The sequence below is a fragment of the Enterococcus sp. MSG3299 genome, from assembly GCF_050555765.1.
In the GTDB taxonomy this organism is placed as follows: domain Bacteria; phylum Bacillota; class Bacilli; order Lactobacillales; family Enterococcaceae; genus Enterococcus; species Enterococcus faecalis.
On record NZ_CP187869.1, the window covers coordinates 1775649 to 1792465 of the forward strand.

Genomic DNA, 16817 nt, shown 5'->3' on the forward strand with positions numbered 1-16817 from the left:
CTTCCTCTCTTCACTTCCAGTAATTACATTATTTGTAATAACATGCAACCCCTATATTACCATAATGTCAGCGGACAAGAAAGTTCTATAGGATGAAAATTATCTGCGATGTCTTTGGACACGACTTAATTCTTCAGGTTGGTCCCAGCCCTCTTCGTCAACAGGTGCTATCGGGCGCTCTTCATTGCTAACAGGACTTGTTTGTTTCACTCGTTTTCTTCTTTTAGGCGTCGTTGGTCTTTCATGTCTTCCTCGTTTTTTCTCTGGCCGGAAGTAGAAGGCTAGCCCAAGGAAACTATAAACAATCGGCATCCAATGAGGCGCTAATAAAATATCTTCCATAAATGAATGAATCCAGATTAAAAGGAAGCCTAAAAGTAAACTAACTTGCAAACGATCCAATGTTTTTTTGCGGAAACCAATCAATAAAATCATACTGACTAAAAAACCAAATAAAATCAGATAGCCAATGACACCAAAATTACTTAACGTAAATAGAAAAGCATTATGTGTCCCCAGCGGTTTCCATGAGGCCACAAAAGGCTCCATACCGACTTTAATATGTTGAGGATCAGATAACCATTTAGCAAAAAACTCATGCCAAATTCGTTCTCTTCCTGTAAATAAATCAACAGTATCCGATTCCGCACATAAGTAAAATAACAATGGTCCCAATGCAGCTACTCCGACAAAACCAAACAGCCAAACTTTCGAACGTTGCAAGAAACGTTTTGGTAAAAGATTATCCACCAGAATAAAACCAACTAAAATGGCAAAAGAGGTTTTTGATTGACTGACCCATGTACCTAAAACACCACCAATGTATACAGGTAAAAGCAGCAGGTTAAAAACCTTATTTCTATATGCTTTGATCAAACTACTGGCCATCATTGTTGAAAACATCAACGTTGCACCAATCGTATTGGTATTAATCCAAATACTTTCTAGTTTATTTGATTCTTTAAAAATTTCGTCTGCTGGAATCAACTGTGGCAACTCCACGGACATCCGATACAAAGTCGCGCTCAAAGCAACTAAAGAGACAATTAATAAAAGCGTTTGATCCATACGGTCAAAGACACAAACTTTAAAACAAAGGACCAACAAAATAATTAAAGGAATCATTGTATCTGTTTGCATTGTGCTATGACGGATTGATTCCGTAAAGTGAAACAAGAGCCAGGTGGCTAGCGCCAACGCTACGGTCAGCCAGTCAATAAATTTTAATTTCGTACAATTTAATAGCAGTACAAGTATTACTGCTATTAATAATAAAATTGAACTATTGGCATACATATATTTTGTGACTGGCGCATCAATTCCTACGACCCACATCGTATACGAGCCAATCATTGTAACTAATAAAATAAGTCGACCGATTCTATTCAATACTTTTCCCATATTCAAACCTCATTCCATGAATGAATCACTAGTCGTTTATTCGATAAATATATGCCCCGTTCTGATCAGGTCCATATAATTTTTCAAAATGAATCGTTGATGTTTCTAACGGTTCTAATGGTTTATAAACGACCGCATATTTAATCCCATATTCTTTTAATTTTTCTGGAGATAAACGAGCAATAATCGCATCTTTTTGCATCAACTCTAAAACAGGCGTCTGATTTCCTACTTCAACATTGATGTGCGCATAGCGATTATAAATAAATGTGTCTTTTCCTTTTGGATCTAATGGTTTCCAAGCCTCTAAGTCAGGTGTAAAAGCAACACCGTTAAATGTATGCACACCTAACATTGGCAAATAGCCATACATCAAGCGTTCGCCCACCCACAATTGGTTGGGGTCTTTTTTGTTAATTTCTTCCACTTCTACCGCTAATTTTTTACCATAGACAGCAGAAACGCCTCGAGAAATTGGATTAACAAAGGCACCAGAAACCATAATGATTCCTAATAAGACAAGGACAAATAACGTGCGCCAACGTTTAAATAAAGCAACAATTAAAACGGTAGCGACAACCAAGACACCAATGATGTCCATTCGTGTAACGTATAACCGTAAATTGCCCGTATATAAAACAAAGAAATACAGAACAACATTTAATCCTAGCGCCCCTAACCAGGCCATCATTGGAATTTTTGCTTGGCGATTCCATAAATAATCGATGAACCATAAACTCAATAACACAGCGGCAAACCCAAAGGATAACATCGCCCGTTGTTCTGGCACATAAGACCACAATGTCAACTTAGCAAAAATTGTTGGAAATTGAACGCTCATCCAAACTAAGTTAAATAAACAATACACGAATAAGACAAAACCGTAAATGTTTTCTTTGATTTTTTTATAAAAAATAAATGGTGAGAGCGGCAAAATAACAAAAAATAATTGATAAAAACTACTGATTTCCGAATTATTGGAATATGGAACATCTTGAAACGGTATTTTCCAATTTGTTAAAAATAACAAAATATCGCGTTTAGGCATATCGCCACCTAAACTTACCCGTTTTCCTGGATAAGCGGTATCCATTACTGCTTTTAAGGAATCCAATGAGCCATATAGCGATCCGCCAACAATAATCGCCGTCATCAAGAGTGCCCCACCTATCAGGACCCCATCCCACTTATCCAACTTAATTATTTTACGAAATTCTAAAAAGAATAAAATTAAAAATAATAAAATCAAATAACCAAGTGGTACTTGTAACGCAGGATAAATAACTAAAACAAATCCTGAGGCCATAATAACAGCCGTTATCGCACAAATGACACGACGTCGAACACTACTATGATAATAGAAATAATTATAAATTCCCACTAAAAAACCTAAGCCAAAAAATACTAAATCTCCAACTGGCGAGACAAACCACCATTGAAGGGCCGAAGAAAACGGAATCCAAACACTTGCTAACAAAGCTAAATATTTATTCCGCCGTGTGACGATCAAGCCAATTTCAAAAGAAAATAAAATTAAGCCAATTAATTTAAGATTCCAATACCATGATAAGCCATATTCTTTGCCTAATAGTACATAGCCCCACGTAAAAGGTTTCGCTAACGTGGCCAAATTCCACGCTGGTGAATTATAGCCTACCACCATGTCTTGCCCATTTAACGTAATCACATCATTATGTGTTTTCAAACCTGTTTGTGTTTGTGAGAGGCTAAATGGGGTTTGAACGAGCCATTCATCCGAGCGAACACCTCTTGGTTCACCAGCAATTAATGAACTTTTTTGACCATCCGCATATTCAGAAACATACGCATCCCACATGTTTAATGAACTACCATGGACTTTAAAGGCGACCAGTAAAATAAAAATGACTGCCGCTAGCAGATAGCGCCAGCGTAACAAATGATCAACCAAGCGAGCACTCTGCTCAGCTTGGTTGCGTAATGGTTGTTTTTCTTTTCTTGTAGTTAGTTGTTGTTCCATCTTTTCGCTCCATTTCGTCATCCGCAATTGCATCTAGTCAATTCGTAATGAAAAGTTGGGAATATCCCTTGTCAGATTAGGATTATAAAATGGATCATTTTCAATTAAAGGTCCCCATTTTTCTTCCATCATCACTTTTTCTTGTTCAAAACGTTTTTTCTTTTTGCCTTTATCATCATATCCACGAGTTTGAGATTCAAAATGATAAAGCTCTGCTTCATGAAGCCAGACATTGTCACGTCCTAAAGCTTGGACTTTCAAGCATAAATCAACATCATTGAAAGCTACGGTAAACGCTTCTTCAAAACCACCAACTGCATCAAAATCTGCTTTTTTCATAAGTAAGCATGCGGCAGTTACTGCTGAATAATTAACATTAATAGCTAACCGACCAAAATAGCCTAAGTCACCATGGGGATAACCATAATGACCATGTCCAGCGACACCACCTAATCCTAAAATAACGCCTGCGTGTTGGACCGTATTATTTGGATACAATAATTTCGCACCTACACAGCCAATCCGTTCTTGCTGAGCAAATGAAACCATCAAGGTTAACCAATTCTCTGTAATCACTTCGGTATCATTATTTAAAAATAATAAATACTCTCCGTGCGCTTTTTTCGCTGCACGATTGTTAATAGTTGAGAAATTGAATGGAATATCGATTGATTCAACGAAAAAGCGACCAGGTAATTGTTGTTCAAATTCTGCATATAATTCGTGCATTTTTGGATCTGTACTTCCATTGTCAGCCATAATAATCTCGTAATTTTGGTAGGTTGTTTTTTCAATAATCGATGAAACACAACGTTGTACGTCTTTATAGCCATTTTTAGTTGGAATAATAATTGAGACTAACTTTTCAGATTCAATGTCATAATAAACATCGTATAAGCCATTCGCCGCCCCATGCGTTGCATGACCATTAATTCCTCGACGAACGAGCGCATCTTGCACGGCTCTTAGCCCCGCTTCAAAAGCATAACCTTTGGAGCCTTGATCCACTGCTGTTGAGGTTGGCAGCATCCGCCAATAGTAAAGAACTTTTGGAATATGTTTGATGCGTTCTTTTGTCGTTTTTTCAGTAAATCTTAAGACTAAATCGTAGTCTTGAGAACCTTCGTAACCTTTTCGAAAGCCGCCAATTTCTTCTAGAATACTCCGACGATACACGCCTAAATGCGAAATGTAATTCGTTCCTAAAAGTAAATCAGGTGACCAATCTGGTTTAAAGGCTGGATCAGAACGATTTCCATCCATGTCAATCTTATCTTCATCACTATAAATTAAGTCCAGTTCTGGGTTTTCATTCAGCACTTTAACCACTTCATAAAAAGCATTGATTGCTAATTCATCATCGTTGTCTAGTAAGGCGACAAATTCTCCTGTAGCAATCGCTAAAGCAGAGTTGGTCGCTTCGGAAATATGACCATTTTGTTCACGAAAGACGACCCGAATTCGCTCATCCAATTGTTGGTACTCTGTTAAAATCTTTTTGACATTGGGATCTGTTGAGGCGTCATCGGCCATACATAATTCCCAATTAGTATAGACTTGATTCAAAATAGAATCAATGCACAACTGAAGCCATTTTTCTTCAACATTATACACTGGCATCGCAATGGAAATTTTAGGTTGATAATGAAATGTTGCGATTTCTTGCGTCATCGCTTCTATGTCTAGTACTTCATTTCTAGCTAACCAGTTAGGATACGAAGCTTGATTTCTTAGTTTCTCAATTTTCGCTCGTTGAATGGTATGAGAAATACCATTTTTAGCCATATACTTAAATCCTTTTTTGGCTTTTATCCAGAGACGAGTCACTTTATCTTCTGTCCCTGGAATCACTGGATATTTTTTATTCAAGGGAAAATCCACCGTTACAACATGTGCTGATGATTGAAAATGAAAAGGGAGTACTTTTTTTTGTTTAATTCCTTCAAGTGTAACAACAAAGCCAGCTTCAATCGCAGGCTCTGTTTGATAAATTTGATTAACATCTTCACGTAAAACGCGCTGAATGTTATAAGCGGACACTTGGTTTTCATTATTAATTGTGAAAGTTGGGCTTTCTTTAGTGATTGTATCCAACGCCCAACCTGTAATGGTTAAATTATTTGTTGTTTTGTCGCGATAGATACTATCAAAGATCACCTTAATGTCTTCATTCATGTGCATTCTCCTTATAGATGTTTCGGATTTCGGTAGGGATCAACTAAAGCTTCCGCGGTCCATTTTTCCGCAAGTTCTTTATAAGATCCTTTTTTATCATGGTTTTGCATTTTTTCGTCTGCTTTCAAAATTGCATAGGACACATATACATTTCGTTTACCAGCGCTAGCAAATTGTAACGATAAATCGACACCCATCCATTCTTTTCCTAAGCTTTCGTTAATTCCTTCTAAATTTAGGTAAAGTTGTTTGTTGAATAGTAAGCAGTCTTCAGTTGCTGCTTGAATATTTCTTGGTAAAGCAATTCTGTAATAGTAACCTAAGCTTTTACCAGGGGTGCCTTTTTCAGGATAAAGTAATCGACCTTTGTCTGTATCAACTGATACTCCCACTGTTTCCACGCGATAGCGTGCGTCAACTACGCGGCCAGTCACTAAACCAGAGGTCTCTTGTTGACCAATGTTCATTAACTCTTTTAACCAATCATTTTTCGTTGGTACCAATCCAGCATTTAATAAAGCCACATATTCTCCCTTAGCAGCTTGAATCATGCCATGACGAGTTTCTGTTGAAACATAACGAAGACGGTCATTTTGGATATTTATTTGATTCTCGAAGCGTGCAGGCAATAGAATTTCATAATTTGTATAGGCAGTTTTTTCTAATAATTGACGTAAGTAACTACTCATATTCTCTGTATCATTCGTAATAATCAATGATACCATCGGCACATGATCATAAAGATAGTTAATTTTATAGGAACCATAAAATTCGGCAATCTCTACTTGTGCTTTTAAGCCACGGCGTTCCGTTGCCGCTTGGACCGCTTTTTGACCAGCTACATAGGCGTAACCTTTGCTTTCAGGGTTTAGAGCAGTCGATGATTCAATGGCACGCCAATGATACATCATACCAGGAATGTGCTTGATTTTCGTTGCTTGTTCCGTTGCTCGCAATACGAAATCATAGTCTTGAGCGCCGTTATATGCTGAGTTCAATCCGCCTACTTTTTCTAATAAATCACGTTTCACAACAACAAAGTGTGTAATGTAATTATGGTTTAAAATCAGTTCTGGATTCCAGTCCGATTTGTAAAACGCGTTGAAGCGACGACCATTTTCTGTAATTTTATCTTCATCAGTATAAAGAAAATCAATCGTTGGGTCTGTATTTAAAGCTTTGACCACTTCATATAATGCTTGTGGCGCTAATTCATCATCGTTATCCATGAAACCAACAAAATCGCCAGTAGCAATCGACAAAGCTGAGTTAGTTGCTTCTGAAATATGTCCATTTTCTTCGCGATAAATAACTTTGATTCGTTGATCTAGTTCTTTATATTTTTCTAGCATGGGCTTAATATGTTCGCTTGGCGATGCATCATCTGCTAAACATAACTCCCAATTTTCATAGTACTGATTTTGTAAAGAAGAAACGCACGCTGCAAGCCATTTTTCTTCGACATTATAAACAGGCACAGCGACAGAAATTTTAGGCTGAAATTGGAACGTTTTAATTTCCGCTAAAACTGCCTCCACGTCAACAGGGGCTTCTGCTTTTTCTTGTCGTTTAAAGTACCACTTCACTGAGCCCATCAAACCACGTGTCTGAATCGAACGCCATGCTCGATCAAATTTCGTACCTGGTTGAACCATGTTTGGACGCTCCACCACGTATTGAACCTTCTGACCTGATTTGGTGTCAATGTTTAACGTGTAGGCTGGTAAATCTTCTGGATCTTTAATCGTAATGACAAAACCATAATCTTGATCACCTTCTAATTCAAACATATCAATAACATCACGACGATATTCTGTTTCCACGGTATAAGTGACTGATTCACTAGCTTCTGCAATGCTGAATCTTAGCGGATAATTTGTTTGTTTGTCATACGCCCACCCTCTGATAACAGAAACGTTATTTTCTACATCGCGAGCAATATCATCGATGGTTAAATTAATCATTTTATCAAATTTAGTTAACGTGATTCGTTTATATTTTCCAGTAGGCATAGGGGCAGTCTCCGTCTGTTTATTCATTTCTTCTAAAAATTGATTTCTTTCATCTAACAGTGCATGAATAAAGGTATTCTCACGTTCTGAATAGTTGCCTTCAAAGAAATAATCAATGGCTACTGTCAGGTCTTTGCCTGCCATTTGTGCATCGGTTACTTCGATTACAGGTACTTGCGTATCTAAGAAATAATAGACATTCTCTTGTACCAGAAAAGCATTTGTTGCTGCGACTGGGACTGTCTCCCCGTCTATCGTCATGGATAATTTGACAATTGCCCCCGTTAAACTTGGGAATAATTTTATCAGTTGGACGTCTTCTGGTATCTTCAGTTGGAACTGTTTTGTTTCAGGTTTTTGTAAATCAACTGGTTGATCCAACTCAGTCTCTTTTTCTTCGCCGCAATTAATTAAAATATGAACGTTTTTTTCATTGTATGAATTTACTGGTGTCACTCGCTCTGGCTGTTCTACCGGTTCAGCAGTCAAGGCAAAAAAGTACTGATACACTTCACCAAAGGGACGCGCTTTAAAAGCTGCTTGCACTTCTACAGGTAACGCTTCATATGTCGTAGGAATTTCGTTGTAGCCAACTTGATTAAATGTAAAATCTTCTTTGGCAATGTATAAACCAACTTCTGCAAAAACTTTTTCAAATCCTTCTTGTAAATAGAATGATTTATGCGTAGCATCCAACAGCCCAGTTTCATTCCACGTTAAACGATTATTAAATAAATCAATTAAGACCGAATTATGCGCCAAATTAGGGAAAGTGATTAAGATTTGACCGCCTGGTTTTAAAAATGGTTTAACTTTTGCTAAGGCGCTTTGAGGATTCATTAAATGTTCCAACACATCCGCAAAAACGATATAATCAAACGTCTTACCAGCAAAGTATTCGACCCAATCATTTTCATCAATATTGCCATAAAAGGCATCTGTTGAAAATTGACTGACATGATCATAAAGTTCTTTGTCTAATTCAACAATTGAGACCCGGCACTTTTTTTCTTCCATCAAATAGCTAGTCATTCGCCCATTACCTGGACCAAATTCCAAGACATCACTATTTTCTTTGATTTGTGCTACGATTTTCCCAACACTGGTACTCTCGTCTGTTTCCATTTCAAAATCATACTTCATCTTTTGTCGTATCCTTCCATTTATGATCTAAGATGACAATTCCTTCTCCGGCATAACGTCCGGTAATAAACATCGTCACGTATTTTGTTTTGTAGACTAATGGGACTGTTGCATGTTCCTCAAAGAAAGCAATATCAAAATAATATTCACCTGTTAATAATGACATTTTTTCATATTCTAAATAAAAAACATTCCGTCCTTTTTTCCAAGGAATTTGCACGCCATCTAACAACGTATTTAAGCCACAGACATAATGATTGTCCACTGTTCGAATAGCGACCCCACAAACAGGCTTCTTAATTTGGTCATTTTTGACAGTATATTCAATTTTTACAATCACTTTTTCATCTTGCGTTACCATTTCTAATGGTTCATAATCCGCATTTAAAAGTTCCGCATGATCCACTTCAATAATATCTGGTGTTGGGGTTTCGTCTTTCATGGTCGCTTCGCGGTCAACCGTTTTAATTGATTTCTTTTTCAAAAAGTTTTCGTAGTTGGTCGTCACGTCCATCGTATCTCCATATTCAACGACTTTCCCGTGTTGCAACCAAAAAGTTCTGTCACAAAAACGACGGATGGAGTTTACATCGTGAGAAACAAATAAAATTGTTTTACCAGAATTTTTAATTTCCGTAAATTTTTCCATACATTTTAATTGAAACTCTAAATCCCCGACAGCCAACGCTTCATCGACAATTAAAATATCGGGATCCACGTTAATGGCTACCGCAAAAGCCAAGCGGACAAACATACCACTAGAGTATGTCTTAACTGGTTGATACAAATGATCGCCGATGTCAGCAAAATCAATGACATCTTGGACACGCTCTTCCATCTCTTCTCGGGAAAAACCCAAGACCATTCCATTTAAGAAAATATTTTCATATCCTGAATATTCAGGGTTAAAACCTGAACCTAATTCAAGCAACGCTGAAATTTTCCCATTAATCACCATAGACCCGGAGGTTGGCGTTAATACTCCTGTAATAATTTTTAACATGGTTGATTTTCCAGAACCATTTTCGCCGACAAAGCCAATCATCTCGCCTTTTTTAATTTGCATCGTGACATCGTCTAACGCATAAAACAAATCGTGGTAGGATTTTTTGGTTGGACTAAGCGCTTCTTTAAACCGATCGGACGGCTTTTTATACATGTTGTATGTTTTGGTAATATGTTGGATATCGATTGCATATTCTGACATGTCGTTCTCTCCTTATAGTACATCTGAAAAATGTGGTTTTAAGCGTCTAAACACGGTTGAGCCAATTAATAGTAAAACAATAGTAACTCCCCAGAAATATAAGCTATATTGCCAATGTTCCCAGAACCATGCACCGCCTAAATAAGATTCGCGGTATCCTTGAACAATATAATATAATGGATTGATTTTTAAGATTGTCGCAATCATTCCAGTTGGCTGCCATAAAATTGGCAATGTCCACATAACTGTTTGCATAATGATATTGATAAATTGCATAATATCAGGTAAAAATGGTTGTGTTGAAGCAGTAATCCACGTAATTGCTGTTAAAAAGACTAATAAACAAGCTAAGTAGTAAATTAATTGCAAACTGTACAAACTTGGATAATAACCGTTAGCTGTAGTAATTACAAAACCAATTAGAATGAAAAACAAGTGGGTGTACAGGTTCGATAAAATTTTAGACGTTGGTAAAATTTGTACATTAAACACGACTTTTTTAACTAAATAACTATATTCACGAAACACATTCGTGGCTGATAATAACGAATCTGAAAAGAAGAACCAAGGCACCATCCCTGTTACTAAATAGACAATGAACGGCATATTGTCGCCAGCTCTAGAACGAAGGCCTACAGAAAAGACAAACCAATACGTCAAAACAGTTACTAATGGCGTTAAAAACGCCCAGACAATCCCTAGTGCTGAACCAGCATACTTGGCCTTAAAATCATTAAATGAAAATTGTAGTAACAATTTTTTGTTCTGAAAAATATTCTTAAAAATTGAAAATGTTTCTTTAAACATATACTTATTCCTTCCGTAATAAACTATTTTTATCTAAAATTTTTGGATACAAAAATGCCATTTTAAACAACATTTCTATTTTATCGATAAACGCCTAGCTTTTCAATAGTAGACCCCTTTTTATAAAGAAAAATTTAACTGATTTCGCTATATTAAAAAATCTTGTCCAATTTTTAGGAGATTATGCTACAATAATGGAGGTCTTGCATTTTTTTGCACGGAAACTATTTTTGAGAGAAGGGAAATTATGGTTCTTTTTATTATTTACGTATTTCTGTCTTCTGCTGGTCTGGTCTTATTTAAACTAGGTTCTAGCAGTTTGAACATCCAACTCCAACAAACAATCTTTTCAATGAATATCTCACTTATATCTTTATTGGGTTTATTTTGTTATTTAATTAGTTTTATTTTATGGATGTTAATTATTAGTCGTTCCGATGTTTCTTACATTGTTCCTTTAGGCGTTGCCTGTACAAACATCGCTATTTTAATTGCTTCAAATCTTATTCTAAAAGAGACAATCACAACGAATGCCCTTATCGGTGCTGTGGTTATTATTGTCGGCATTGTGATTATGAATCTTAAATAAAAAAGATCGCTATTCATTGAGCTGACCCTTAAATATTAGACTTTCAGGTCCAACTTTTAAGGGTCACTACACATTAGCGATCTTTTTTATTTTCTTCAGATTTCATGATAGATAATTCTTGCAATAATGTTTTAATGCGATTTTCGTGTTTTGAAATCAACACAGAATTTTTAATTTCCATGATTAACAGGACAATCACCGCAACTGATAATAAGAAGTTTGATGTTGTTTCAAACCCAAAGGCCATTGCTAACCATTCTGCCACATGCGGGAAAATAGCAAAAATAATTAAGACAATTGAGATTAATAACCAAATCAAAGCATTTTTTAGGAGAAAAATATTTTTATTAATCCCTCGAATAATGTATAAGAAAAAGCCAATTGCAAATAAAAATAAAGCTAACCATAACACGGTTGGTAGCATCAATCTCCCTCCTTCATAAAGGCAGCAATCAGAATTGCTGAGCCGACTTCCAGCATATACTTCACAGAAGCCAATGCACGAATCGAAGAAACACCACCAAGCCGTTCCATCATATTGACAGGTCTTTCAACAATCACAAAGCGTTTTTTAATTAAGTGAACAATCGATTCTGGCTCGGGATAATTTGTCGGATAACGCTTTGCAAAAAAAGCAATCACTTTCCGATTTCCCGCTCGATAACCAGAAGTCACATCATAAATTGTTTTACCAGAAGCCATTCGAATACAAAAGGATAACAAACGAATACCAAAACGGCGCATTTTCGTACTTTGAAAAGCCGCTTCGTTTCCAGGAATGAAACGAGAGCCAATCGAAAAATCACATTTACCCTCTGCTAATGGTTCCAGTAAAATAGGTAAACTATTGATATCATGTTGACCATCACCATCAAACTGAACCGCCACATCATACTCATTTTCTAAGGCATATTTATAGCCGGTCTGTACCGCCCCGCCAATACCTAAATTCAACACTAAATGAATGGCATTAATTTGGTTGACTTCTAAAATTTGTTTGGTTCCATCTGTCGAGCCATCATTAATTACCACATAATCCAATTCATGTTGAAAATGCGTAACTTCCTGTTTAAATGTTTCAATGGAAGCAATCGTCCGCAAAATGTTTTCTTCCTCATTGTAAGCAGGAATGATTAAAAGTACCTTCATAAAGAGAAACACCTTTCCACTTTTTCTCTAACAAAACCCCTCACTTACACAAAACAATTTATTGTTGAACATTTTCTAACATTTGTGCTAAGGCTTCTTGCCAAGTAGGAATTTTAAAGCCTAACGCTTCTGTTTTACTTAAATCCATGACAGAATATTGTGGTCTTTGCGCCTTTTGTGGAAATTGAGTTGAATCCACTGGCAGTACTTCCACTTCAGTATCTTTTAAAATTTCTTTAGCAAACTGATACCAGCTACAGCTGTTTTCATTAGACAAATGATAAACACCAAATGGCGCTTTTTCTGCAATAACAAATGCCATAAATTCGGCTAACGTTCTTGTCCAAGTTGGGCGGCCAAACTGATCGTCCACTACCGTTAGTTGGTCTCTTGTTTCCGCTAATTTTTGCATGGTAAAGACAAAGTTATGACCGTATTGACCAAATACCCATGATGTTCGAATAATATAATAGTCGTCCAGGATTTCTTGGACCGCTTGTTCACCTAATAACTTCGTCCGACCATACTCATTTAAAGGATTCGGTTGATCATCAATCGCATAGACGCCTTCTTTTTTAGTTCCATCAAAAATATAATCTGTACTTACGTAAACAAGTGTCGCCCCCACTGCTTTAGCAGCTTCTGCAACATGACGTGTGCCATCTACATTCACTTTTTCATCTAATTCCTTGCCTTCGTCTTCTGCTTTATCAACAGCTGTATAAGCAGCACAATGATAAATGACGCTTGGTTGAATTTCTTTCACTTTTGCCAACGTACTATCCGCATCAGTAATATCTAATTCTGTGGAATCCGTTGAAACATACTCAATTCCTTGTTCGTCTAATAGGTGACGTAATTCTGTGCCCAATTGGCCATTTCCACCAGTAATTAAAATCATTTTTTTCGCTCCTTCTTGAAAAAAAGGCAGGGCAAAGTAGCTTTTGTACTTTGCCATCGCCTTTCGACTGTTATCTCACATGTCAGAAAAAATTACTGACCATTTTGTGCATATTTTGCTTCAACAGCTTCTTTATCTGCACGCCACCAGTCTTCATTTTCTGTATACCACTTGATTGTTTCTGCCAAGCCTTCACGGAAATTCGTGAATTCTGGTTCCCAACCTAATTCTTCGCGTAATCTGGTTGAATCAATCGCATAACGTAAGTCATGTCCTGCACGATCGTTGACATGCTCATAGGCATCAACAGGTTGTCCCATTAATTCTAAAATTAATTCCATCACTGTTTTATTGTCTTCTTCACCATCGGCTCCGATTAAATATGTTTCGCCAATTTGCCCTTTTGTTAAAATTGCCCAAACAGCCGAAGAATGGTCGTTTGTATGAATCCAGTCACGAACATTTTTACCAGCACCATAAAGTTTTGGTGTAATGCCACTTAAGACATTGGTAATTTGACGAGGAATAAATTTTTCAATATGTTGATATGGACCATAGTTATTTGAACAGTTTGAAATTGTTGCTTGTAAGTTAAAAGAACGAACCCATGCTTTGACTAACAAGTCAGAGCCTGCTTTTGTTGAAGAATAAGGACTTGAAGGATTGTAAGGCGTTTCGGCAGTGAATTTTTCCCCTTCACCTTCTCCATGTCCTGGTAAATCTTCTCTTAAAGGTAAATCGCCATAAACTTCATCAGTCGATACATGGTGGTAACGAACATTGTTTTTACGGCAAGCTTCAATCAATGTGTACGTCCCAATCAGATTGGTTTGTACAAATGGGAATGGGTCGTTTAATGAGTTGTCGTTATGCGATTCAGCAGCATAGTGAACGACCGCATCTGTTTCAGCGACTAAACGATTAACTAATTCAGCATCAGCGATATCTCCTACGACTAATTCCACACGATCACTTGGTAGACCTTCAAGATTTTTTTCATTTCCTGCATACGTTAATTTATCTAATACAGTTACATGAACTTCTGGATGATTCTTTACAACATAATGAACAAAATTTGAGCCGATAAAACCAGCTCCACCTGTTACGATGATTTTTTTCATAATTGAAACTCTCCTACTTTTTTCTTAAATTTCGCCATAGATAAACGGATTTTCCGCTTCAAATTCTTTTAAGGTTGGATGTTTTTGATCCTTTTCTGACGTAATCGCTTTTTCTGGCGCAATTGGCCAATCAATAGCTAACGCTGGATCGTTAAAAGCAATACCGCCGTCTGCTGCCGCATTGTAGTAATTGTCACACTTGTACATAAAGTTCACGTTCGGTGTCAAAGTGACAAAACCATGGGCAAAACCTTTTGGTACTAAAAGCTGACGGTGATTATGTTCTGATAAAATGTAGCCTTCCCATTGACCATAGGTTGGACTCCCTTTACGAATATCAACAATCACATCTAATACCGCACCTGTTACAACGCGAATTAGTTTTGTTTGCGCAGCTTCGCCTTTTTGAAAATGCAATCCACGCAAGACACCTGCTTCTGTTGATAATGAATGATTATCTTGGACAAAATCAAAGTCTAATCCATGTTCTGCAAATTTAGCTTTGGAATAACTTTCTGTAAAAAAGCCACGATGATCACCGAAAACATCCATTTCGATAATTTTGACATCTTGTAATTTTGTATCAATAACTTTCACGTTTCTTCGCTCCTATTCTGCTGCTAAACGTAGCAAGTATTGGCCGTAGCCATTTTTCTTCAATGGTTGTGCCAATTCTACCAATTGTTCTTTTGTAATATAGCCCATTCGATAAGCAATTTCTTCCAAACAAGCGACTTTTAAATTTTGACGTTTTTCAATTGTTTCAATAAATGTTGACGCTTCTAATAAGGATTCGTGTGTGCCTGTATCTAACCAAGCAAAGCCACGGCCCATTACCTCAACAGAAAGTTTATTTTTTTCAAGGTAGACTTTATTAACGTCTGTTATTTCTAATTCCCCACGTTCTGACGGTTTGATCCCTTTCGCAATTTCAACCACTTCATTGTCGTAAAAATACAAACCTGTCACTGCGTAATTTGACTTCGGTTGTGCTGGTTTTTCTTCAATAGAAAGCGCCCGCATCTCTTCATCAAATTCTACCACGCCGAAACGCTCTGGATCATTTACATGGTAACCAAAGACTGTTGCCCCTGACTCTTTAGAAGCCGCTCGTTGCAACATTTTTGATAAGCCGCCACCATAATAAATATTGTCCCCTAAAACTAAGCAGACACTGTCATCACCAATAAATTCTTCACCAATAATAAATGCTTGCGCCAAACCATCTGGGCTTTCTTGTACCGCGTATTCGATATGAATGCCTAAATCATGGCCATCGCCGAATAAGCTTTCAAAACGTGGTGTATCTTCTGGTGTAGAGATAATCAAAATTTCATTAATTCCCGCCAACATTAACGTTGACATTGGGTAATAAATCATTGGTTTGTCGTAAATTGGCATTAATTGTTTTGATGTTGCTTTTGTTAGCGGATATAAGCGTGTCCCGCTTCCGCCTGCTAAAATAATTCCTTTCATGAACAATCTCCTTAAATACTTCTATTTTTAGTTTTTATAAAACCAAATATCCTTCCCTATTATCGCATTAAGCATAGGGTTTGTCATGTTTTTTACGTAAATTTTACAAATCTGTAAAAGTTTAGCGCTGTTCCTTTAAACGCTGATGTAAAGCTTTTAATAAATTCACACGCCAATTTAATTTTTGTTGGAAACTTGTTTTGGTAATAATAGGGCTGACATTCGCTCCATGTCTTCGGTAAAGCACTAATGGTTCTTTAATGAGACCCGTTTGCTTTTTCCGTGCAGCTAATAAGCCAATCCACATATCATGCATAGGAACTTCTGGCGGAATGGGTAAAATGACGTTTTTCATCTCTTGACGAAAGGCCATACCTGCCCCAATATAGCCACTTTTTATCGCATTTCGCCAAAATCCTGGTTTGACTTTTCGAAACTTAAAATAAGAGGAATTGGTAACTTCTAAATCCGCATCAACAATTTTCAAGTCACTAATAACCACTTGGATGTCAGGGTGCGCTTCAAAATATTCTGTCACCGTCGTTACTTTATTTGGCAACCAAACATCATCTTGATCTGCTAAAAATATCACTTCGCCTTTCGTATGCGTAAGCGCAAATGCAAAATTAGCAATCACTCCTTGCCCTGGACCTTGTAACAATTGAATTTGGGGATAATTCGCTGCATACGTCCTCAAAATTTCCAACGTATGATCAGTAGAACCATCATCTGAAATAATTAGTTCATCTTCTTCACTGACTTGTAAAAGAATACTATCTAATTGTTCCGCGAGATATTTTTCTCCATTATATGTCGCAATACAAACTGAGATCATAG

General features: G+C 36.9%; 14 protein-coding genes. 1 reads left to right on the forward strand and 13 read right to left on the reverse strand.

All coding sequences use genetic code 11. From position 1 onward, the window contains the following. Positions 1–99: 99 nt before the first annotated feature. The 6 genes from IGL23_RS08680 to IGL23_RS08705 are packed head-to-tail and all read right to left on the reverse strand — an operon-like array spanning position 100 to position 10744. The gene (locus IGL23_RS08680; protein ID WP_002410859.1) at positions 100–1401 is read right to left on the reverse strand and encodes an EpaQ family protein; all 1302 of its coding nucleotides are present in this window, start codon (positions 1399–1401) and stop codon (positions 100–102) included. A gap of 28 nt (positions 1402–1429) precedes the next feature. After that, the gene (locus tag IGL23_RS08685; RefSeq protein ID WP_430619640.1) at positions 1430–3433 is read right to left on the reverse strand and encodes a DUF7657 domain-containing protein; all 2004 of its coding nucleotides are present in this window, start codon (positions 3431–3433) and stop codon (positions 1430–1432) included. Further along, positions 3434–5575 (reverse strand): glycosyltransferase family 2 protein, encoded by a 2142-nt coding sequence (locus tag IGL23_RS08690; RefSeq protein ID WP_033594930.1) that lies wholly within the window; start codon positions 5573–5575, stop codon positions 3434–3436. Positions 5576–5586: 11 nt separating this feature from the next. Beyond that, positions 5587–8730, reverse strand: coding sequence for a glycosyltransferase (locus IGL23_RS08695; protein WP_010822992.1), 3144 nt, complete (start codon positions 8728–8730; stop codon positions 5587–5589). Further along, a complete protein-coding gene (locus IGL23_RS08700) occupies positions 8720–9937 on the reverse strand; it encodes an ABC transporter ATP-binding protein (RefSeq protein WP_002356901.1) in 1218 nt (405 codons plus the stop codon). Before IGL23_RS08700 ends, IGL23_RS08695 begins: the two co-directional genes overlap by 11 nt. Before the next feature lie 12 nt (positions 9938–9949). Next, complete coding sequence (locus IGL23_RS08705) at positions 9950–10744, reverse strand: ABC transporter permease (protein ID WP_002356900.1); 795 nt, start codon at positions 10742–10744, stop codon at positions 9950–9952. Between the two features lie 247 nt (positions 10745–10991). Between IGL23_RS08705 and IGL23_RS08710 the strand changes: the two genes are divergently transcribed. Then, entirely contained in the window at positions 10992–11333 is a 342-nt protein-coding gene (locus tag IGL23_RS08710; RefSeq protein ID WP_002356899.1) for an EamA family transporter, read from the forward strand. Positions 11334–11406: 73 nt separating this feature from the next. On the opposite strand, the gene IGL23_RS08715 is transcribed toward IGL23_RS08710, so the two are convergent. The 7 genes from IGL23_RS08715 to IGL23_RS08745 all read right to left on the reverse strand — a co-directional run bounded on the left by IGL23_RS08715 (position 11407) and on the right by IGL23_RS08745 (position 16815). Then, on the reverse strand, positions 11407–11757 hold the full coding sequence (locus tag IGL23_RS08715; RefSeq protein WP_010777816.1) for a DUF2304 domain-containing protein: 351 nt from the start codon (positions 11755–11757) through the stop codon (positions 11407–11409). Beyond that, positions 11757–12482 (reverse strand): glycosyltransferase family 2 protein, encoded by a 726-nt coding sequence (locus IGL23_RS08720; RefSeq protein WP_002359897.1) that lies wholly within the window; start codon positions 12480–12482, stop codon positions 11757–11759. The genes IGL23_RS08715 and IGL23_RS08720 overlap by 1 nt, the downstream gene beginning before the upstream one ends. A 58-nt stretch (positions 12483–12540) precedes the next feature. Further along, entirely contained in the window at positions 12541–13383 is an 843-nt protein-coding gene (rfbD, locus tag IGL23_RS08725) for a dTDP-4-dehydrorhamnose reductase (protein WP_002356895.1), read from the reverse strand. 92 nt (positions 13384–13475) lie between these two features. Continuing rightward, positions 13476–14504, reverse strand: a complete 1029-nt coding sequence (rfbB, locus tag IGL23_RS08730; protein ID WP_002359895.1) for a dTDP-glucose 4,6-dehydratase — start codon at positions 14502–14504, stop codon at positions 13476–13478. A gap of 24 nt (positions 14505–14528) precedes the next feature. After that, positions 14529–15101: a dTDP-4-dehydrorhamnose 3,5-epimerase gene (rfbC, locus tag IGL23_RS08735; protein ID WP_002356893.1), complete on the reverse strand. Its 573-nt coding sequence runs from the start codon at positions 15099–15101 to the stop codon at positions 14529–14531. Positions 15102–15113: 12 nt separating this feature from the next. After that, positions 15114–15980 carry a glucose-1-phosphate thymidylyltransferase RfbA gene (gene rfbA / locus IGL23_RS08740; RefSeq protein WP_002364387.1) on the reverse strand — a complete coding sequence of 289 codons (867 nt, stop codon included), beginning with the start codon at positions 15978–15980 and terminating at the stop codon, positions 15114–15116. Between the two features lie 121 nt (positions 15981–16101). Continuing rightward, on the reverse strand, positions 16102–16815 hold the full coding sequence (locus IGL23_RS08745) for a glycosyltransferase family 2 protein (RefSeq protein WP_033594925.1): 714 nt from the start codon (positions 16813–16815) through the stop codon (positions 16102–16104). Positions 16816–16817: the final 2 nt, after the last annotated feature.